Origin of the sequence: Sinorhizobium sojae CCBAU 05684 (assembly GCF_002288525.1) — a bacterium.
In the GTDB taxonomy this organism is placed as follows: Bacteria; Pseudomonadota; Alphaproteobacteria; order Rhizobiales; family Rhizobiaceae; genus Sinorhizobium; species Sinorhizobium sojae.
The window spans coordinates 2,426,257-2,446,408 of record NZ_CP023067.1 but is presented as its reverse complement, the minus strand read 5'-3'; the positions used below and the strand labels follow the sequence as shown (position 1 = coordinate 2,446,408).

17 protein-coding genes and 1 tRNA gene are annotated in these 20,152 nt (G+C 62.0%); 10 read left to right on the top strand and 8 right to left on the bottom strand.

Annotated elements, in window-relative coordinates; translation table 11 throughout:
• Window positions 1-8 precede the first annotated feature (8 nt).
• Window positions 9-1,109 (bottom strand): carboxynorspermidine decarboxylase, encoded by a 1,101-nt coding sequence (gene nspC, locus SJ05684_RS11980; RefSeq protein ID WP_034856627.1) that lies wholly within the window; start codon window positions 1,107-1,109, stop codon window positions 9-11.
• Between the two features lie 584 nt (window positions 1,110-1,693).
• Here nspC and SJ05684_RS11975 point away from each other — a divergent pair.
• The 3 genes from SJ05684_RS11975 to SJ05684_RS11970 all read left to right on the top strand — a co-directional run bounded on the left by SJ05684_RS11975 (window position 1,694) and on the right by SJ05684_RS11970 (window position 4,412).
• Window positions 1,694-2,395 carry a hypothetical protein gene (locus SJ05684_RS11975; RefSeq protein WP_034856629.1) on the top strand — a complete coding sequence of 234 codons (702 nt, stop codon included), beginning with the start codon at window positions 1,694-1,696 and terminating at the stop codon, window positions 2,393-2,395.
• Between the two features lie 834 nt (window positions 2,396-3,229).
• Entirely contained in the window at window positions 3,230-3,403 is a 174-nt protein-coding gene (locus SJ05684_RS29640) for a hypothetical protein (RefSeq protein WP_157211989.1), read from the top strand.
• Window positions 3,404-3,869: 466 nt separating this feature from the next.
• The gene (locus SJ05684_RS11970) at window positions 3,870-4,412 is read left to right on the top strand and encodes a DUF2971 domain-containing protein (RefSeq protein ID WP_034856630.1); all 543 of its coding nucleotides are present in this window, start codon (window positions 3,870-3,872) and stop codon (window positions 4,410-4,412) included.
• A gap of 297 nt (window positions 4,413-4,709) precedes the next feature.
• Here SJ05684_RS11970 and SJ05684_RS11965 read toward each other — a convergent pair.
• The 4 genes from SJ05684_RS11965 to xylF form a co-directional block, all read right to left on the bottom strand.
• Window positions 4,710-4,786 (bottom strand) — tRNA-Arg (locus tag SJ05684_RS11965).
• A 217-nt stretch (window positions 4,787-5,003) separates the two neighbouring features.
• Window positions 5,004-5,789 carry an ATP-binding cassette domain-containing protein gene (locus tag SJ05684_RS11960; protein ID WP_034856632.1) on the bottom strand — a complete coding sequence of 262 codons (786 nt, stop codon included), beginning with the start codon at window positions 5,787-5,789 and terminating at the stop codon, window positions 5,004-5,006.
• A gap of 15 nt (window positions 5,790-5,804) precedes the next feature.
• On the bottom strand, window positions 5,805-7,118 hold the full coding sequence (locus tag SJ05684_RS11955) for a sugar ABC transporter permease (protein WP_034856634.1): 1,314 nt from the start codon (window positions 7,116-7,118) through the stop codon (window positions 5,805-5,807).
• Between the two features lie 247 nt (window positions 7,119-7,365).
• On the bottom strand, window positions 7,366-8,406 hold the full coding sequence (xylF, locus tag SJ05684_RS11950; RefSeq protein ID WP_034856635.1) for a D-xylose ABC transporter substrate-binding protein: 1,041 nt from the start codon (window positions 8,404-8,406) through the stop codon (window positions 7,366-7,368).
• A 281-nt stretch (window positions 8,407-8,687) separates the two neighbouring features.
• Between xylF and SJ05684_RS11945 the strand changes: the two genes are divergently transcribed.
• Window positions 8,688-9,905, top strand: coding sequence for an ROK family transcriptional regulator (locus SJ05684_RS11945; RefSeq protein WP_034856637.1), 1,218 nt, complete (start codon window positions 8,688-8,690; stop codon window positions 9,903-9,905).
• Window positions 9,906-9,971: 66 nt separating this feature from the next.
• Here SJ05684_RS11945 and iolG read toward each other — a convergent pair whose 3' ends face one another.
• The gene (gene iolG, locus SJ05684_RS11940; RefSeq protein ID WP_034856639.1) at window positions 9,972-10,964 is read right to left on the bottom strand and encodes an inositol 2-dehydrogenase; all 993 of its coding nucleotides are present in this window, start codon (window positions 10,962-10,964) and stop codon (window positions 9,972-9,974) included.
• Between the two features lie 479 nt (window positions 10,965-11,443).
• On the opposite strand from iolG, the gene SJ05684_RS11935 reads away from it, so the two are divergent.
• On the top strand, window positions 11,444-11,674 hold the full coding sequence (locus SJ05684_RS11935; protein WP_034856641.1) for a hypothetical protein: 231 nt from the start codon (window positions 11,444-11,446) through the stop codon (window positions 11,672-11,674).
• Between the two features lie 51 nt (window positions 11,675-11,725).
• Here SJ05684_RS11935 and SJ05684_RS11930 read toward each other — a convergent pair whose 3' ends face one another.
• Both SJ05684_RS11930 and SJ05684_RS11925 read right to left on the bottom strand, forming a co-directional pair.
• Complete coding sequence (locus tag SJ05684_RS11930; RefSeq protein WP_034856643.1) at window positions 11,726-12,178, bottom strand: hypothetical protein; 453 nt, start codon at window positions 12,176-12,178, stop codon at window positions 11,726-11,728.
• A gap of 68 nt (window positions 12,179-12,246) precedes the next feature.
• Window positions 12,247-13,221 (bottom strand): LysR family transcriptional regulator, encoded by a 975-nt coding sequence (locus tag SJ05684_RS11925; protein WP_034856645.1) that lies wholly within the window; start codon window positions 13,219-13,221, stop codon window positions 12,247-12,249.
• Between the two features lie 274 nt (window positions 13,222-13,495).
• Here SJ05684_RS11925 and chvE point away from each other — a divergent pair, with 274 nt between their 5' ends.
• The 5 genes from chvE (at window position 13,496) to SJ05684_RS11900 (ending at window position 20,143) form a co-directional block, all read left to right on the top strand.
• On the top strand, window positions 13,496-14,563 hold the full coding sequence (gene chvE / locus SJ05684_RS11920; protein ID WP_034856655.1) for a multiple monosaccharide ABC transporter substrate-binding protein: 1,068 nt from the start codon (window positions 13,496-13,498) through the stop codon (window positions 14,561-14,563).
• Between the two features lie 189 nt (window positions 14,564-14,752).
• Window positions 14,753-16,288: a multiple monosaccharide ABC transporter ATP-binding protein gene (gene mmsA / locus SJ05684_RS11915; protein WP_034856657.1), complete on the top strand. Its 1,536-nt coding sequence runs from the start codon at window positions 14,753-14,755 to the stop codon at window positions 16,286-16,288.
• Window positions 16,288-17,502 (top strand): multiple monosaccharide ABC transporter permease, encoded by a 1,215-nt coding sequence (gene mmsB, locus SJ05684_RS11910; RefSeq protein WP_034856659.1) that lies wholly within the window; start codon window positions 16,288-16,290, stop codon window positions 17,500-17,502. The genes mmsA and mmsB overlap by 1 nt, the downstream gene beginning before the upstream one ends.
• Before the next feature lie 149 nt (window positions 17,503-17,651).
• On the top strand, window positions 17,652-18,647 hold the full coding sequence (araD1, locus tag SJ05684_RS11905; RefSeq protein WP_034856661.1) for an AraD1 family protein: 996 nt from the start codon (window positions 17,652-17,654) through the stop codon (window positions 18,645-18,647).
• A gap of 62 nt (window positions 18,648-18,709) precedes the next feature.
• Window positions 18,710-20,143: an aldehyde dehydrogenase family protein gene (locus SJ05684_RS11900; RefSeq protein ID WP_095694257.1), complete on the top strand. Its 1,434-nt coding sequence runs from the start codon at window positions 18,710-18,712 to the stop codon at window positions 20,141-20,143.
• Window positions 20,144-20,152 lie beyond the last annotated feature (9 nt).

The following is a 20,152-nucleotide window of genomic DNA, read 5'->3' as shown; positions in this document are numbered from 1 at the left end:
ATTTCGCCTCAGGAGAGGCTCTGTTCGTAGTCCGCGTAGGTGAATTCGCGGACGGTTTTGATGCTGCCATCGAGTTCCCTGATGGCGATCGCCGGCATCTTCACGCCGTTGAACCAGTTCTTCTTGACCATCGTGTATCCGGCCGCATCCTCGATCGAGATGCGGTCGCCGACCTTCAATTCCTTCTCGAAATCGAACTCGCCGAAGATATCGCCGGCAAGGCAGGACTTGCCGCAGACCATGTAGCGGTGCGGGCCCTTATTTGGCTTAAGCTTGGCGCTCTCGCGATAGATCAGCAGATCGAGCATGTGCGCCTCGATCGAGGAGTCGACGATCGCAAGGTGTTTGCCGTTATGAAGCGTGTCGAGCACCGTCACCTCGAGCGTCGTCGATTTGGTGATCGACGCCTCGCCCGGTTCCAGATAGACCTGGACGCCATAGTCGCCGGCAAAGCGCTTCAGCCGCTCGGCGAAGCGATCGACCGGATAGTCCTCGCCGGTGAAATGGATGCCGCCGCCAAGGCTCACCCATTCGGCCTTCTTTAGAAGCGGCGCGAACCGCTCCTCGATCACGCCGAGCATGCGGTCGAAGAGGTCGAAATCGGCATTCTCGCAATTGTTATGGATCATGAAGCCGGAAATCCGGTCCATCACCCGCTCGACCTTGGCGAGGTCCCATTCGCCGAGGCGGGAGAAGGGCCGGGCGGGATCGGCGAGATCGAAGCTCGAGGAACTGATCTGCGGATTGAGGCGCAGGCCGCGGGCGATGCCGGAGGCCCTGTCGGCGAAACGCTCCAACTGCCCGATCGAGTTGAAGATGATCTTGTCGGCGTGGCTGACGACCTCGTCGATCTCGTAATCCGCATAGGCGACCGAATAGGCATGCGTCTCGCCGCCGAACCGCTCATGCCCGAGACGGACCTCGTTGAGCGAGGAGGAGGTGGTGCCGTCCATGTAGTCGCGCATCAGGTCGAAGACCGACCAGGTGGCGAAGCATTTCAGCGCCAGGAGCGCCTTGGCGCCGGATGTATCGCGCAGCCGCGCGATCTTCTCCATGTTGCGGATGAGCCTGGACTTGTCGATCAGGTAATAGGGTGTCGTCAGTTGCATGATATTCGCTTACGATTTGCCGGATGGTTCGCCGGAGTGGGTTCGGCGAGCGGTAGCCCTCGCCGTCGGGCGCGGCGGCGCCTCCGGTTGAGGATCGGGATCGATGGAAATGGAGGCGACGTTACGTCGGAATCGTCGCCGCGGCCCGGCGAGAGGGCAGCGTCCTGCAGGATTTCCCCGGGCGCGCCGCATGCGCGCGCGTCAAAAAGCGTTCTTCCGTTCGGGGGGCATCGACCGAGCCCATCCCCGATTGGAAGAGGGCGTCGTCAGCCATGGCGTCCTCTCCAACCAGCAGATGAAACCTGCAAATTGGGCGGGTCTCTAGCACAGGGGGGTGGGGGAGGGCAACATCCGCAGGTGCTTGATTGAGGCGACGTAAGGGTAAGCACGTCGAGGATGTTCATAACTCTGTCAGCGCGTTTCTAGGAGCGCCAAATTCCTCTCAGCTTGCCGTGAAAGGCAGCCGTCACATGCGGGCTCAGCTTTTGCCTAAAACGGTCGGCCCCGCGGGCGAGCGCTTTGCGGATTGCTGTCGTCGGACTAGGCTGGAACGAAAGAGCCGCAGACCAAGGAGACAGATCGAAGTGAAACCAGATAGCGACGCACTCGACGATTTCTATGCAGCGCTAAAAGGGGGGCTTGCGGTGGACGACTTCTTGCGGCGGCGCAAACAAATCTTTCAGTTCGTTAAGTCAATCGGCCTTACTGACGACTATGTGCTCGGACGCAGACGGATGGCCAGGCTTCGCGATGAGGTCACCCCCGCCGCCCGATTCGTAAGGGAACATGCCCGGCCTGATGACGAAATTCTGTTCCCTTTGGATGGCACCTATCCTGACTGCGTCGTCCGCAATCGGCACGGCCGCAAGCGCGAGATTGAGGTTACCGTTGCACGGGCCCGGGAACGGCTTGCACTGATGGAGCGGGCGATCAAGGACGGCGAGGTACGCGGGATCATTAACGTTCAGGATTACGAAGAGCTGGTTGTCTTTAGGCGCTATGCGGACCACTCCGGTGATCCGGACAAGGTGGGAACATATTCGACCGAGCAGCTTTTCAGCCTCATCGTCGATGCTGTGGAGACACGCGCCAACAAAAAGGCTCGTCACAAAGGAGACACGCTGCTAATTGAAATACTGCCGGATATGTATGCCTTGGCCGATGATCGGGCTCGGGATCTGCAAATTCTGCTCCTCCAGAGCGAAGTAGTGAAGCGGCTTTTCTTTTCAGACGTCTATGTTGTTGGTTATGGTCACCAAGGCGACATCTGTATGAAGATAAAATGAGCCGTCCATGGCACCGGGAGGTGTCATCGGCAAGGTAGCATATCGCCTTGGAAGTCCGCTCGACCGAATGCGGACGTGGCTCTACCACGCGCCATCGCCGCCCGCTGTAATGTCGGCTTTGTCCAGGGAGAGCCGGTCGCGCATGTCGCCTTTTCGACCCCGCCCCGGCCCTCGTGAGGCGCGCCTGCCGCCTCGTCGTCGTGCTAGTTTGCGCCGCATGGCGCCGCGGCCCGATCCGTATCGACGGCCCATGCCGACGCTGATCGATACCTCGCACCCCGGCCTAGCATCCGCCCTTCGCCGGCGTCCGCTGTGGGTCCAGGTCTCAACGGCCCTTTATGGTTCATGCAAGAGCAGAAGCGCCGCCTCGACCTCGAAGACGGCCGGCGAGATCAATGCCCGTTATGGCGGGCACTTCCTGCCGGTACAGGGTTTTAGGTATGTGGAGGGGATGCGTTCCGTAAGCGATAACTGGACCACCAGAGCTGAAGCGCCTGCCACAGACCTATGGAATTTGACACAACGATAGATCACGTTCCTTCTCACTGGCATAATAACAGGCTCCATTTTTTTAAGTATATGTGTGCCGCCACCGCAAAAATCGTGCAGCACTTCAGGCAGTCGGTTTCCGGATCGGCTGCTTTTTTTGTTGCCGGTCGCCCTGTGGATCACGGTGCTGCTTGGGGGAAACGGCATAATGACTGTCAGAACGAACCGCGAATTTTAACGTAGGTATTGCCAACCCAAGCGGATTCTGCCCACATGCGGTAGCAGGTAGCAGGTAGCAGGTAGCAGCAAGCACTGATTCGTTTTTTTAAATGGAGAAGTGTGCTGATGCCGAAATCCCCAAAAATCCCTGAACGCTTGTGGTTCAAGTTCCTTGGGCACGAAACCCTTGCTGAAGGTCGCTTCTCCATCGCCTGTGCCGTCCTGATTGCCGTGTTGCGGATGTTACTTCGGCTTGGCGTCCTCGTGCTGGTCGGCAAAGCGGCGGCACGGCTGATGTGATGCCGGAAAGGCTGTAGGGGCATGCTTTACGGTTGAATTACAATGGCTTGTACAATCGGCTTGCCTGTAGAGAACCTACGCCGTTGCCTGTCTGTAGGTTCAACAACAGCAGGAGCGCAGATGTCGAAGACCAACCCCAATGAGAATGAACAACTGAACTTGAATTTCCTTGGCGTGTTCGGCAGGTCGGCGAACGGTCGCTACTCGATAACCTGTCTCGTCATCATTACCGTTCTGTTCATGTGTGGGTTGGCTTACGGGTTTTGGTGAAGCGGTCGGACAGGCGGTTTTTGGGTGGATTCCGGGGCGAAGAGACGGCGCGGGCGGAATACGATGAGCATGGATGCGATACCGAACCAAACGCTGCGATGGTCAACTCCCGAACGGATGAATGATGTCTATGACATGCAACTCGATCTGACGTTGACGCCAATCTCGATACCTGAGGCCAAAGGCGCTCGATGAGTTGTGGCAGGCGTATAAAGGTGAACTCGACCCCGTCGCCACCAAGCTCGGTCGGCTCATCAAGCTTCTTTGTGATAAGGTCCCGAACCTTCCTAAGGAAGAGGTTGAGCGGCTTTTTGGTCCAGCAGTTGAAGAGGCATTCGAGAGAACGGGTCGCTCATTGCCTCGGCTGAACGAAGATTTGCGCCAGTATTTGCGCACTGCCAAAATGCTCTGCCTGACCGATAGGCCAAACAGTCCCGTAATGTGGGCGTTCTACGCGGAGTACCACACAGTAGTGGTTCTGCGCTTTCGATCGATCCCTGCGTTCGACAGCCTATTTGGGATAGCTCGAACAGTCGATTATGTTCCTAACGTCCCCGCATTGGCCGATGAAGACAACCTCGCCGACATGTTCTCTGCCGTTGGGACATTGGACAAAGGCAAGGTGATGGATCGATTGATGTACACGAAATCTGAGGCGTGGGCTCACGAACGTGAATGGCGAATTTGCAGCGGTTCCGGATGGTCCCCCGATGAGCCATTCGAAGATAACCCGTTCTGAGCAAACGAGCTGGACGGAATAATCTGTGGCATGAACATGCTGCCCGACACTCGATCTGAAATCGCGGAGCTTGCCTCTAATTTTCCCAATGCCGAGTTCTTGACCACTAAACGATCATCCCCTTTTGAGATGGCAATCATTCCGCACGATTAGCGAAGCGGACCGCCGCGTCCGACTTTAGATGTGCCAAAGCTAACGCCGATCTCCGACGCGCCGCTCCACAGTTCGGCACGAGGTTGTCACCCATGTCTTAGGTACAAACTGTTACCTATGTCTCCGGGTCGGACATGAAAAGATTGGCGCACCCGACAGGATTCGAACCTGTGACCTTTGGAATCGGAATCCAACACTCTATCCAGCTGAGCTACGGGTGCATCCGTTGGCGGCCAAGGCCGCCGAAGCAGGCTGTGAGCGGTTCTTAGCCTAGCTTGCGGCTCGCTTCAATGGTCAATTGCAGGAGATTGTGGGGGAATTCGAATTTCGCCCGCCGGCCTGTGGTCGCACTGCATCGCTCGCGGCGGGTTATCGCCCCAAGAAAAATGCCGCATCCTCGCGGGGATGCGGCATCGATGGATGCGGGCGGGTAAAGGCTCAGGCCATCTGCATGGCGCCGGGGCCGGGGATCGCCTTGGGCGGCACCTTGCCCATGATGATCATGCCGAGCACTTCGTCCTTGGTCACGTCCTCGGTGCGGGCATGGCCGACGACCTGGCCGTTCTTCATCACCGAGACGCGGTCGGCGAGGTCGAACACGTCGTGGATGTCGTGGCTGATCAGGAAGATGCCGATGCCTTCGCGCTTCAACTGCTTTATGAGCTCGCCGACCTGCGCCGTCTCCTGGGGCCCGAGTGCTGCGGTCGGCTCGTCCATGATCAGGATGCGGGCGTCGAAGAGGATGGCGCGGGCGATCGCCACGGATTGGCGCTGGCCGCCGGAAAGCGCCTTCACCGGCTCCTTGAAGCGCTGGAAGTTGGGGTTCAAGCGCCCCATCACCTCGCGGGCCTTCGCCTCCATCGCGACATCGTCGAGCGTGCCCCAGGGGGTGCGCAGTTCCCGGCCGAGATAGAGGTTGGCGGCGGCGTCGACATTGTCGGCGACGGCGAGCGTCTGGTAGATGGTCTCGATGCCGTATTTCTTGGCGTCGCGCGGATTGCTGATCTCGGCCGGTTCGCCGTTGATCAGGATCTCGCCGGCATCGCGCCTGTAGGCGCCGGAGAGAATCTTGATCAGCGTCGACTTGCCGGCGCCGTTGTGGCCGAGAAGGGCGACGACCTCGCCGGGATAGAGATCGACGGAAGCGTTGTCCACCGCATGGATGCCGCCGAAGGAGATGGAAATGTTCTTCATTTCCACGAGCGGAGTGCGTTGTTCAGTCATGTTCGAACTCCTCGATTACTTGGCGCGGGCGCGGTAGACGGTGTCGAGCCAGACGGCGGTGACGAGCACGACGCCGACGACGATGCGCTGCAGCGGGCTGTCGATGCCGACCAGGACCATGCCCGATTGCAAAGACTGCATGACGAGCGCGCCGAGCATGGCGCCGGCGATCGTGCCCATGCCGCCGGCAAGCGAGGTGCCGCCGATGACGGCCGCGGCGATCGTGTAGAGCTCGTCGAGCTCGCCTTGCGCATTGGTGGCGGCGTTGAGGCGTGCTGTCGAGATCGCCGCGGCGACGGCGCAGAGCATGCCCATCAGCGCGAAGATCCGCACGGTCACCCAGCGCGTCTTGATGCCGGCGAGTTCGGCCGCCTCCGGATTGCCGCCGATCGCGAAGACGTAGCGGCCGAAGCGCAGGCGCGTCGAGATGAAGGTCATCAGGATGCCGATGACGATCGCGATGAGCACCGGAACGGCGATGCCATGGGCGATGAAGAGGCCGCCTTCCGGCCAGGCGATGCTGTTCGCCTCGGCATAGCGGCGGGCGATATTGACCGGCCAGGGATAGCTGTTGACGATGGCGATCGCGCCGAGCACGAGAGTACAGCCGACCACGGAGAGGAAATATTCGGCCCAGACGGGGCGAAGCGGGAAGCCGAAGCGTTTGCGCTGCCGGCGCGAGTGCAGGATGCTGGCGACGATCGCCACGCAGGCGATGACGCCGACGATCCAGCTTGCGGTCGCGCCGATCGAGCCGGCGGTGCCGCCGCCCATCAGGCGGAAGGTCGCGTCCATCGGGGCGACGGTGCGGCCGCTCGTCACGAACCAGGTGGCGCCGCGCCACACGAGCAGGCCGCCGAGCGTGACGATGAAGGACGGCACGTTCAAAAAGGCGATGATCATGCCGTGCAGCGCGCCGATCGACGCGCCCAGCGCAAGGCCGGCGAGAAGCGTGATCACCCAGGTGGCGGGATGGTTGAAACCGAGGACCTGCGGCAGCATCTCCGCTTGGAGCACGCCCATGATCATGCCGACGAAGCCGAGGATGGAGCCGACGGACAGATCGATGTTGCGCGTGACGATGACGAGCACCATGCCGGTCGCCATGACGGCGATCGAGGCGGTCTGGACGGAAAGGTTCCAGAGGTTGCGCGGCGTCAGGAAGAGCCCGCCGGAGAGCATGTCGAAGCCGAGCCAGATGATCAGCATCGCGCCGACCATGCCGAGCAGGCGGGTGTCGATTTCGGTGGCGCGGAAGAAGCGCTTAACCGGGCTTTCGGTGGCGCTGCGGGCGCGATTGAAATGTGCGGTATTCGTCGTGTCGGCCATGGACGCCGTCCCCCACTTGTTCTGCTTTCACGCGGGTCGCTTCGGCTGCCTGTCTGATTAGTCGAGTTCAAGGACGAAAACAGGCAGAAAATCAAAAGTGCTACAGCGACTTTTGCGCGTCTGATAAGACGCGGCGCTGTCGGCGTTTCCGCCATCATAGCACCGCGCAAGACAAGAGCGATCGGACCTTAAGCAAACGCCGCAACGGTCTGCCGTCGCGGCGTCGATGAGGTCAATGCAAGGGCCGTCAGTTGCAGGCTGCGACCGAGCCGGCGGCAACGCCCTGGCAGGCGGCTTCCTTGGAAATCCAGCCGGCGTCGATGACGACGTTCAGATTGTCCTTGGTGATCGGCATCGGCGCGAGGAAGACCGACTTCATCTCGACGCCCTTCGGGCCGCCGTTGAAGGTCTGCACGCCTTCGATCTCGTCCATGGTCTTGCCGCCGGCGAGTGTTGCCGCGATTTCAGCCGCCTTCTTGCCGAGTTCGCGGGCATCCTTCCAGACGGAAACCGTCTGCGTGCCGAGGGCGACGCGGTTGAGCGCGGCGTGGTCGCCGTCCTGACCGGAGACCGGAACGGAGCCGGCAAGTCCCTGGGCGGAAAGCGCGGCGATGGCGCCGCCGGCGGTGCCGTCGTTGGAGGCGACGACCGCGTCGACCTTGTTGTCGTTGGCGGTCAGGAACTGCTCCATGTTCTTCTGGGCGTTTTCCGGCTTCCAGCCGTCGGTATAGGCTTCGCCGACATTCTTGACCTTGCCGGCGTCAACCGCTTCCTTCAGCACTTCCATCTGGCCTGCCAAGAGGAAATCGGCGTTCGGGTCGGAGGAGGAGCCCTTGATGAAGACGTAGTTGCCTTCCGGCTTCACCTTGAACACCTCGCGCGCCTGCATGCGGCCCACTTCCTTGTTGTCGAAGGTGATGTAGAAGGCGTCCGGGTTCTCGATCAGGCGGTCATAGCCGACGACCGGGATGCCCTCGGCGGTCGCCTTTTCGATCGCCGGCGCAATGGCGTCGGAGTCCTGGGCAAGCACGATCAGCGCATTGGCGCCCTGGGCGATCAGCGATTCGATATCGGTGAGCTGCTTGGCGGCGGAGGACTGCGCATCGGCCGAGATATACTTGTCGCCGGAGGCTTCAAGCGCGGCCTTGATGGCGGCCTCGTCGGTCTTCCAGCGCTCTTCCTGGAAGTTCGACCAGGAGACGCCGATGACGAGGTCCTTTGCGACCGCTGCGGAATGCATGGATGCGATGATGGCGGCACCTGCCATCAGCTTCAAAACGGATTTCATATTTACCTCCCGAAGGCTTTGGGTTGATGCGCACGAACCCTCCCGCGCGCATCCGACGAGCCGTTTGATCGCTGCCTCGAAAGATCGCCGCCACTCCCGGGCAGGCTTTTTTCTCGACAGTCGAGAAAATAAATGTCAGAGTTTGGGAAGGCTGTCAACAAGGGTACTTTAGGACTTCGAAACTGTATGTCTCCTGAACATGCGGGCTCCTTGTTCGGGCGGTTGCCGGCGCTTTGGGAGGAGCATGTGTATCTAGCGGGCGCGATCGGCAGGGGCGGGGAATGCTGACCAAGTCCAGCACCGAACTGGTGCGTCAGCAGAATTCCGCGCTCGTGCTTTCGGCGCTCCGCCGCAAAGGCGCGCTCGCCCACACGGAAATCGCCGAGCAGACCGGCCTCGCCTCGGCGACGATTTCCGCAATCACCGCCGAACTGGAGCGCATCGGTGCCATCGCCAAGAGCGAGCATCACGTCCAGGGGGGCAGGGGCCGGCCGCGCGTGCTTTTCGCGCCGAAACGCGATTGCGGCTACCTGATCGTCGTGCGGATTTCCTCCGACCTCGTTCAATATTCCCTTGCCGATTATGGCGGTGTGCTGCTCGACCGTTTCGAAGAGGCGCGCGGTCAGGATCATGCCGGCGCGGCCGCCTTCGGGCGCCGGTTCGCGGCGGCGCTCGAGCGCCTGCTGGAGCGCTCCGGCATCACCAGGGAACAGGTGCTTGCCGTGTCCATCAGCAGCAAGGGGCTGGTCGCGGTCGATGCTGCGCGGCTCATCTGGTCGCCGGTCTTCGGCAATGAGGAGCTCGATTTTACGGACCTGCTCGGCGACGGCTGGCGCGCGCGGATCATGCTCAGCAACGAGACCCTGCTGGTCGCCCAGGCGCTTGCAGTCCAGGCGGACAATAGGGGGGAAGCGCCCCGGGCGCTTGCCGCCATTTCGCTCGGCCACAGCATCGGCCTCGGCCTTGCGAGACGGAGCCGGTCAGGCGAGTTCGACGTCTCCGCGCCGAATTTCGGCCATATGTTGCATGCCACCTCGGCCGGGCTCTGTCGCTGCGGCGCCCATGGCTGCATCGAGGCGGCGGCCGGCTTCTACGGCATCCTGCGCACCGCTTTCGAGGTGCCGTCCGACACGATACCCGCGAAATTCGTGCCGCTCGTGGAGATGGACAAGATCGCTGCCGGCGCGCGCCAGGGGCACCGCATGGCCGGCTATGCCTTCCGGCAGGCGGGCCTTGCGCTCGGCATCGGCATTTCCCGGCTCATCAGCCTTTACGAGCCGATGCCGATCTTCGTCACCGGACCGGGCTTGCGCTATTTCGACCTGCTCCAGAAAGGCATGGAGGAGGGGCTGCAGCAATCGCTGCAGGTGCGGCTGCAGGGCATGCCGGAAATCGCCGTCGCCGCCGATGAGCAGCAGCTTGTCTTCGACGGGCATCTGAACCGCGCGCTCACCGCGGTCGATGGCGACATCGCGGCGGCCGGGCATCAGGCGGCGTGAGTTACTGCAGGATATGAAAAGGCCGGGCGTCGTGCCCGGCCGTCCCGATCAAGTTTACGATCCGCATCAGTCGAGGCTGATCTGGCGCTTTTCGGCGACCGACTTCACGGCCGCATCGGCGAGTGCCAGGGCGGCGAGGCCGTCCTTGCCGGACGGGCTGATTTCCGCGCCCTTTTCGATCGCGGCGATGAAGCTCTCGATCTCGTTGGCATAGGCTTCGGTATAGCGCGTCATGAAGAAGTCATGCAGCGGCGGGCGCGTATAGCCTTCGCCGTTGGCGATTTCGATCGAGACGGGGCGCTGGTTCTCGGCCGAAACGGCGCCCTTCGAGCCGTGCACCTCGATGCGCTGGTCATAGCCATAGGTGGCGCGGCGCGAGTTGGAGATGATCGCCTGCTTGCCGGAGGCCGTCTGCACGATGACGGAAACGCTGTCATAGTCGCCGGCCGCGCCGATCTCCTCGTCGACGAGCACGGCGGCGGTCGCCGTCACCGAAACCGGCTCCTCGCCGAGCAGGAAGCGCGCCATGTCGAAGTCATGGATGGTCATGTCGCGGAAGATGCCGCCCGAGCGCTTGATGTAGTCGATCGGCGGGGCGCCCGGATCGCGCGAGGTGATCGTCACCATCTCGACTTCGCCGATCTTGCCCTCGTCGATCGCCTTGCGCACGGCCATGAAATGCGGGTCGAAGCGGCGGTTGAAGCCGACCATCAGCTTTGCGCCGGTCTCGGAGACCACCTTCATGCAGGCCCTGACACGGTCGACGTCGAGATCGATCGGCTTTTCGCAGAAGATCGCCTTGCCGGCGCGGGCGAAGCGCTCGATCAGATCGGCATGCGTGTCCGTCGGCGTGCAGATGACGACGGCGTCGATATCCTCGGCCACCTCGATCGCCTCGATGGTGCGGACCTCGCAGCCATAGGCCTTGGCGATCGCGTCGGCGGCGGCCGGGAAGGCATCGGCAACGGCGACAAGAACGGCGTTCGGATTGCCGCTGACGGCTTTCGCGTGAACCTTGCCGATACGCCCGGCGCCCAGAAGACCAAATCTCACTGTCATCTTCGTTTTCTCTCGAATTCCGGTCCGCGACCGGGTTGGGGCGTGATGATATGCCGCTCATCGCGCAAAGGCGTCGCGGGACGAGGGCCCGCGAATTCAGAAGTCAAGGAGGGGAACCATAATGGCGCCTGTGGCGCGCCAATTGCTCTCCCGTGCCCTTCAAGCCGATTCTGCCCTGGCGCCTGTCGTCGCGCAATCGGAATGAAAAGGCTAAAAATTATCAATGCGGAACAATTATTCCATTTCGTCGGTTGGCGTCAAGCCGGTGTCTGCCGGGACCCGTGCGTTTGCGCACGAGAAACGGACCAGATTTTCGAAAGGCACGCACGGCGCTGTAGCCGCGACGGGGTTTACCCGGGGTCGGTTCCGCTTTAGGGAAATATGCGCGACTGCATAATGCGGTTTAAAGGGGCTGCGGCACGTTTCAGCGTCCGATCGACGCAGCGACCGCCAACCGCGCGTATCTTCAGAGGCATGAGATGATCAAATTCATCGATCCGGACCACCCTTTCTATCGGCCCCTATGGATCCGGCTGCTGATCGTCGCCCTCTGCGCCACGTGGACCGCCGTCGAGTTCTACGGCGGGCAGATGATGTGGGGAACGATCTTCCTGATCGTGACCGCCTATGCCGGCGCCGCGCTTCTGCTCTTCTACCGGCCGAAGGAGCCGGAAGAGAAGGAAGCGGTGACGTCCGACGAGCCGAAGTGACTGGGACAGGCTCACCTCTTCTGGCCGGCAGGCCAGAGGGGGTAGGCGACCTCAAGGCCGGCCAAGTCTCCTCGTGGCCTCATCGATGAGCATATTGGCGAGCTTCATCCGGAGGGTCGCATTTGATCGAAACTCGGCCGGCAGCCTGTCCGGATGATTCGCCGCGGCAAAGCGCCGGCGCTTGGCCGCAAGCGTGAGGCTCGTTTCGTCTTCCGTGATCGCGAGCTCTTCGGCGACCTCGGCAAGGCTGGTGCGCGTCAGATAGGCGGGCATGACCGGCGGCTCCGCCCTTTCGGAGGGTGACAGCTCCCGATAGGCCATTGCAACGGCATCGAAGGCTGACGCCGTCTGGACAGGCATCTCCATGACGAAGACCGGTGACCGATCGATCGGCGCGCGCCACGCCTGGCCCTCGCCGCCGTCCGCCGCATCCCCGTCCTCTTCAATGTCCCGCTCGGCCTTGAGGCGCTCGAGCACCGATTGGAACACCGACATGCCGAACATGAAGCCTCCGTGATTCCCGAGTCTTTAGCATCGCGCCATCCTGCCGGGCGAAGATTAAGCGGGCCTGATCACATGCGGCTTTGCTTCAGGATCAAGTCGTAGAGCAGCTTGGCGCTCGGGGGGAGGGCCCGGCCCTCGGCGGTGATGAGCCCATAGGGCTTGATTCGGATCGGAAATTCGGTCGTCAGGATGCGGATCTCGCCGGCCTGCGTGCCGTTGCCGGCGACGAGCCGGGCGACGTCGAGCGCGACCGGGGCGATGGCGTTGGTGTTGCGCACGATCGACAGCGTCAGGATGATGGAGGAGGTGTTGATGACGGTCGCGGGCAGGCGGACGCCGGCGGAGAGGAAGCTGTCCTCCACGGCGCGGCGCAAGAGCGTGCCCGGCGGCTGGAATACCCAGTCGTAGCCGGGCAGGTCGTCGGCGCTCACGGAGGCTTTCTCGATCAGCGGATGGCCTTCCCGCACGATCAGGCAGACTTCCTCGAAACCGACCTCGACCATATTGAAGAGGCGCGGGTTGAGGTCGTCGGGGATGCGGCCGATGACGAAGTCGTGGCGGGCGGCGAGCAACTCGCGCGTCAGCACGTTGCTGTTGTCGATCTGCACGTTGATCTCGATGCCGGGATAGGCGGTGGAAACCTGGCGGATCGCGGGGACGCCGAGATTGAGTGCCGGGCCGGTGACGGAGCCGAGCGAGACCGAGCCGCCGCTGCCGCTCCTCAGCTCGTTGATTTCCCGGGCGGCCTCGCGTAATTCAAGGAAGATGGTGCGGGCCCGCCGGGCAAGCGCCTCGCCGTAGCGGGTGAGTTCGACGCCGCGGGCGACGCGCGCGCAGATCGGCGCCTTTACGATGGCTTCGATTTCGGCGAGCATGCGCGAGGCGGCCGGTTGCGAAATGCCGAGCGACTCGGCGGCGGCGCTGATGCGGCGGTGGTCGTCGAGCGCCAGCACGAGGCGCAGGTGATTGATCTTCAACCCCGACCGGAAAAGGCCGGCATCGAACGGTTCGCCCACGGGTGCAAGCGCGCTGTCGGGGATCATACTTTCGAACTCGTTTATCAAGCGATTCAAAAATCACACTCTTTGTGAGTGGTATATCAATTTTGATATGCATGCAAAGCGATATTGTATTTGACAGTTATGGCGATTGATTCCAGTTTCGCAGCCTATGCGACAGCGCATGCGGGAGTATGTGAGAGGGGAGGGCTTCCTTCATCTTGAAACGCCGCCGGAGATCGAAGTCTCGGGCAGGCGGGTTCGCTGTGCATAGACGGGGGCTCTGGCCTGCCGGCTTCAACACTCAGGGAGAGATCTGATGAAATTTGTTACTTCGCTTCTCGCAGCCGCAGCGATGACCGCCGCGTCCTTCGCTTCGCCGGCATTCGCCCAGGACAAGGGCATGGTCGGCATCTCCATGCCGACCAAGACGTCCACCCGCTGGATCTCCGACGGCGAAACCATGGAGAAGCTGTTCAATGAAGCCGGCTACACGCCGGATCTGCAGTTTGCTGACGACGATATTCCGAACCAGCTGTCGCAGATCGAGAACATGGTGACGAAGGGCGCGAAGGTTCTCGTCATCGCCGCCATCGACGGCACGACCCTCTCCGACATTCTGCAGAAGGCTGCCGACTCCGGCGTCAAGGTTATCGCTTACGATCGCCTCATCCGCGATTCGGGCAATGTCGATTACTACGCTACCTTCGACAACTTCCAGGTCGGCGTCCTGCAGGCGACCTCGCTCGTCGAAGGCCTGAAGCTCGACGGCGCCACCGAGCCGAAGAACATCGAACTCTTCGGCGGTTCTCCGGACGACAACAACGCCTTCTTCTTCTATGACGGCGCCATGTCGGTCCTGCAGCCGCTGATCGACAGCGGCAAGATCGTCGTCAAGTCGGGCCAGATGGGCATGGACCAGGTCGGTACGCTGCGCTGGGACGGCTCCGTCGCTCAGGCCCGCATGGAGAACCTGCTGTCCTCCACCTATACGGATGCCAAAATCGATGGCGTTCTTTCGCCCTATGACGGTCTCTCCATCGGCATCATCTCGGCCCTGAAGGGCGTTGGCTACGGCTCCGGCGACCTGCCGATGCCGGTCGTCACCGGCCAGGACGCCGAACTGCCGTCGGTCAAGTCGATCCTCGCCGGCGAACAGTATTCGACGGTCTTCAAGGACACCCGCGAACTCGCCAAGGTCACCGTCAACATGGTCAATGCCATCATGGACGGCAAGGAGCCGGAAGTGAACGACACCAAGACCTATGAAAACGGCGTCAAGGTCGTTCCGTCCTACCTCTTGAAGCCCGTTTCGGTCGACAAGACCAACGCCAAGGAAATCCTCGTCGGTTCCGGCTACTACACCGAAGAGCAGATCGACAACTAATCCAGTCGAAGGGGTCCGCGGGACCGCGGGCCCCTTTTTTCTGAGCCGACCGGCATCTTGCGGATGCATGAAGGTCGCTCCAAAACTTTGAACTGCTGCACAATGTCCGGAAGCCAATGAATTCCGGAATTGTCGCAGCGGGGAGGAAGCCTGTAGTCTCTCGCGAGACTGCCGCTGGAATCGCTGATTATGGACAATATCATTCTCGAAATGCGGGGCATCACGAAGACGTTTCCCGGCGTCAAGGCGCTGGACAACGTCTCGTTCAAGGTCCGCGAAGGCGAAATCCATGCCCTCGTCGGTGAGAATGGCGCCGGCAAGTCGACCTTGATGAAGGTCCTGAGCGGCGTCTATCCCGCCGGCACCTATGAGGGCGAAATCCGCTACGACGGCGAGGTCCGCCGCTTCAGCACGATCGCCGACAGCGAAGAGCTCGGCATCATCATCATCCACCAGGAACTGGCGCTGGTGCCGCTGCTTTCGATCGCCGAGAACATTTTCCTCGGCAACGAGCTCGCCACCAACGGCGTCATCCACTGGCCGCAGACCTTTGCGCGGACGCAGGAGCTGCTGAAGAAGGTCGGCTTGAAGGAATCGCCGGCGACGCTCATCACCGACATCGGCGTCGGCAAGCAGCAGCTGGTGGAGATTGCCAAGGCGCTTTCCAAGAAGGTGCGGCTCCTGATCCTCGACGAGCCCACCGCGTCGCTCAACGAGAACGACTCGGACGCGCTCCTGAAGCTCCTCATGGAGTTCCGCAACCAGAGCATGACTTCGATCATCATCTCGCACAAGCTAAACGAGATCAAAAAGGTCGCGGACCAGATCACCATTCTGCGCGATGGCGGCGCCGTGGAAACGCTCGACTGTCACAAGGAAGACGTCGGCGAGGACCGGATCATCAAGGGCATGGTCGGGCGCGCGCTCGAGGATCGCTATCCGCCGCGCGAACCGAATATCGGCGATACGCTGCTCGAGGTGAAGAACTGGAACGTGTTCCATCAGCATCACCGTGACCGGCAGTTCCTGCACGACGTCAGCTTCAAGGTCCGCGCCGGCGAGATTGTCGGTATTGCGGGGCTGATGGGTGCCGGACGCACCGAGACGGCGATGAGCATTTTCGGCCGCTCCTGGGGCCACAAGATCACCGGCGAGGTGACCATGCGCGGCAAGCCCGTGGATGTGAGCACCATCCCGCGGGCGATCAAGGCGGGGCTTGCCTATGTGACTGAAGACCGGAAACAGCTCGGTCTCGTCCTGATCAACAACATCATGCACAACACCACGCTCTCGAACCTCGGCGCGGTTTCCGCGAACGGTGTCATCGACGAGCGCAAGGAGGCGAAGGTCGCGTCCGACTACCGCTCCAAGCTCCGCATCCGTTCGCACTCGATCTATCAGGAGGCAGTGAACCTGTCGGGCGGCAACCAGCAGAAGGTCGTGCTGTCGAAGTGGCTGTTCACCAATCCCGAAGTCCTCATACTCGACGAGCCGACGCGCGGCATCGACATCGGCGCGAAGTATGAAATCTACACCATCATCAATCAACTCGCGGCCGAGGGCAAAGGCATCCTGATGATCTCGTCGGAAATGCCGGAGCTGCTCGGAACCTGCGATCGCATCTACGTCATGAACGAGGGACGCATCGTGGCCGAGCTTTCCAAGGAAGAAGCCAGCCAGGAATCCATCATGCGTGCCATCATGCGTTCAGGGGAGAAACACTAATGGTCGCCGATACGAGCACCCACACCACCAAACCGTCGATCGGTGACTACCTCAAGAACAACATCCGCGAGTACGGCCTTCTGGTCGCGCTCGTGATCATCATGCTGTTCTTCCAGTTCGTGACCAACGGCGTTCTCTTCAAACCCGTCAACATCACCAACCTGGTGCTGCAGAACTCGTTCATCGTCATCATGGCGCTGGGCATGCTGCTGATCATCGTGGCGGGCCATATCGACCTCTCGGTCGGCTCCATCGTCGCCTTCATTGGCGCGGCCTCGGCCATCATGCTGGTCAAATGGGGGCTGCCGGCTCTCGTCGTCATTCCCGCCTGTCTCGTCGTCGGCGGCATCATGGGAGCGGCGCAGGGCTATTGGGTCGCCTATCAGAAGATCCCCGCCTTTATCGTGACGCTTGCGGGCATGCTGGTCTTCCGCGGACTCACCTATGTGGTGCTCGGCGGGCGCCCGATCGGCCCGTTCCCGAAGGAATTCCAGCTTCTTTCGACGGGGTTCGTTCCGGATTTCCTCTACTTCCTGAACCCGAGCCCGGACGTCATCAAGAACATGGTCGCGCTGGTGGCGGTTATCCTGCTCGTTGGCTACGCGATGTATGCGGGCCTGCGCAATCGCCGGATCAACGAGCAGCACGGCACCGACAACGAGCCTTTCTTCTTCTTCGCCACACAGATGGCGGTGATCGCCATCGTTGCGCTGTTCCTCGGCTTCCAACTCGCGACCTATCGCGGCCTGCCCAATGTTCTCGTCGTCATGGGTGTCCTGATCGCTCTCTACACCTTTATCACGACGCGCTCGACCGTCGGCCGCCGGGTCTATGCGATGGGCGGCAATGAGAAGGCTGCCAAGCTCTCCGGCATCAACACGGAGCGACTGACCTTCTATGCCTTCGTAAACATGGGCGTGCTCGCAGCACTTGCCGGCATGATCATCACCGCGCGCTTGAACTCGGCGACGCCGAAGGCCGGCGTCGGCTTCGAGCTCGACGTGATCGCGGCCTGCTTCATCGGCGGTGCGTCGGCTTCGGGCGGCGTCGGCAAGATCACCGGCGCGGTGATCGGCGCCTTCATCATGGGCGTGATGAACAACGGCATGTCGATCATGGGCATCGGGATCGACTACCAGCAGCTCATCAAGGGTCTCGTGCTGCTCGCAGCGGTGTTCTTCGACGTCTACAACAAGAACAAAGGCAAGGCCTGATCGGAGGTCCGGTCGGCCGCCTTACCCGGCAGGTGAAAGGGCAGCCCAGGCTGCCGGAGCTGGGCGGTCATCGAGGCCGCCCTGAAGGTGGCGCGTTGCCTTCGCCGTGAAGGAGCGTCGCCTGGATCGAACTCAGGAAGGACAGAAACGTGCTGATTTCTCAGGTCAGAATGCAAGACGGGTCGACCGCGGTTGCAGTGCGGGTGCCCGGTGAAACGGCGCGCGTCGTCAAGGGCGCGGAAAGCGTCTATGCGCTCGCCATGGAGGCGGCGAACGGCGGCAGGAGCCTGAAGGACGTCATCGATGCCAAGGGACTGGGCGACGCCATCGATCTCGAAAAGGCCTATGCCGAGGGGCGGATGCTGCCGCCGATCACCCACCCCGATCCGGCGCACCTCCATTTGACCGGAACCGGGCTGACGCATCTCGGCTCGGCGGCGACGCGCGACGCCATGCACAAGAAGACGACAGAGGCGGCGGAAGAGACGCTGACCGACTCGATGAAGATGTTCCGCATGGGGCTCGAGGGCGGCAAGCCGAGGTCCGGCGAAAAGGGCGTCCAGCCGGAATGGTTCTACAAGGGCAACGGTAGCGCTGCGGTGGCACCCGGCCAGCCGCTGACGTCGCCCTCTTTTGCGGAGGATGGCGGCGAAGAACCGGAAATGGCGGGCATTTACGTCATTTCCGACGAGGGCGTGCCCTATCGCCTCGGCTTTGCGGTCGCCAATGAGTTTTCCGACCACAAGACCGAGCGGGTCAATTATCTGTGGCTGGCACACTCGAAATTGAGGCAGGCGAGCTTCGGTCCGGAGATCCGCATCGGCGCCGCGCCCGACGACATCCGCGGCACCTCGCGAATCCTGCGCGGCGGCAAGGTCCTGTGGGAAAAGCCCTTCCTTTCCGGTGAGGCGAACATGTCCCACAGCTTCGCCAATCTCGAGTATCACCACTTCAAATATGAGCTCTTCCGCGTGCCGGGCGACGTGCATGTGCACATGTTCGGAACCGCGACGCTCTCCTTCGGCGACGGCATCCGCACGGAGGCGGACGACGTTTTCGAGATCGAGGCCGAGGGCTTTGGTCTGGCGTTGCGCAACCCGCTGGCGATCTCCGAGGAAGAAGAAATCGCCATCCATCAGCTCTGACATGTAAAAGACGGCTGGCCGCGACGGGCGGTCGCTTGCGACAAGACAAGGAGGCTGAAGCCATGACACTTCACCAGAACCTGATTGCCGGCGAATGGGTCGGCAGCGACGGCATTGCCAACATCAATCCGTCGAACACCAATGACGTCGTCGGCGAATATGCCCGTGCGAGCGCCGAGGATGCGAAGGCCGCAATCGCCGCGGCAAAGGCGGCCTTTCCGGCCTGGTCGCGCTCCGGCATCCTCGAGCGCCATGCGATCCTCAAGAAAACCGCCGACGAGATCATGGCGCGCAAGGACGAACTCGGGCGGCTCTTGTCGCGCGAGGAGGGCAAGACGCTTGCCGAAGGCATCGGCGAGACGGTGCGCGCCGGCCAGATCTTCGAGTTCTTCGCCGGCGAGTGCCTGCGGCTGGCCGGCGAGGTCATCCCCTCGGTGCGCCCGAACATCGGCGTCGAGATCACCCGCGAACCGGTCGGCGTCGTCGGCATCATCACCCCCTGGAATTTCCCGATCGCCATTCCCGCCTGGAAGATTGCGCCGGCGCTCGCCTACGGCAACACCGTCGTCTTCAAACCGGCGGAACTGGTGCCGGGCTGCTCTTGGGCGATCGTCGACATCCTGCACCGCGCCGGCCTGCCGAAGGGCGTGCTGAACCTCGTCATGGGCAAGGGCTCGGTCGTCGGCCAGGCGATGCTCGACAGCCCGGACATCCAGGCGATCACCTTCACCGGCTCGACCGCCACCGGCAAGCGCGTGGCGCTCGCCTCGGTCGAGCACAATCGCAAGTTTCAGCTGGAGATGGGCGGCAAGAACCCGTTCGTCGTGCTCGACGACGCCGATCTGTCGGTCGCCGTCGAAGCGGCGGTCAACTCCGCCTTCTTCTCGACCGGCCAGCGCTGCACGGCCTCGTCGCGCATCATCGTCACCGAGGGCATCCACGACAGGTTCGTCGCGGCGATGACCGCGCGCATGCAGGGCCTCGTCGTCGACGATGCGCTGAAGGCCGGCACCCATATCGGACCGGTGGTCGACCAGGGCCAGTTGAGCCAGGACACCGACTATATCGCCATCGGTCAGCAGGAAGGGGCGCAGCTCGCCTTCGGCGGCGAGCTGATCAGGCGCGACACGCCCGGCTTCTACCTGCAGCCGGCGCTGTTCACCGAGGCGACCAACCAGATGCGCATCAGCCGCGAGGAGATCTTCGGCCCGGTCGCCGCGGTCATCCGCGTCAAGGACTATGACGAGGCGCTCGCCGTCGCCAACGACACGCCCTTCGGGCTCTCCTCCGGCATCGCCACGACGAGCCTCCGGCATGCGACGCATTTCAAGCGCAATTCCGAAGCCGGCATGGTGATGGTCAACCTGCCGACGGCCGGCGTCGATTTCCACGTGCCCTTCGGCGGCCGCAAGGGCTCTTCCTACGGCCCGCGCGAACAGGGCAAATACGCCGCCGAATTCTACACGACCGTCAAGACAGCCTACACGCTGGCCTGATCGACTGGG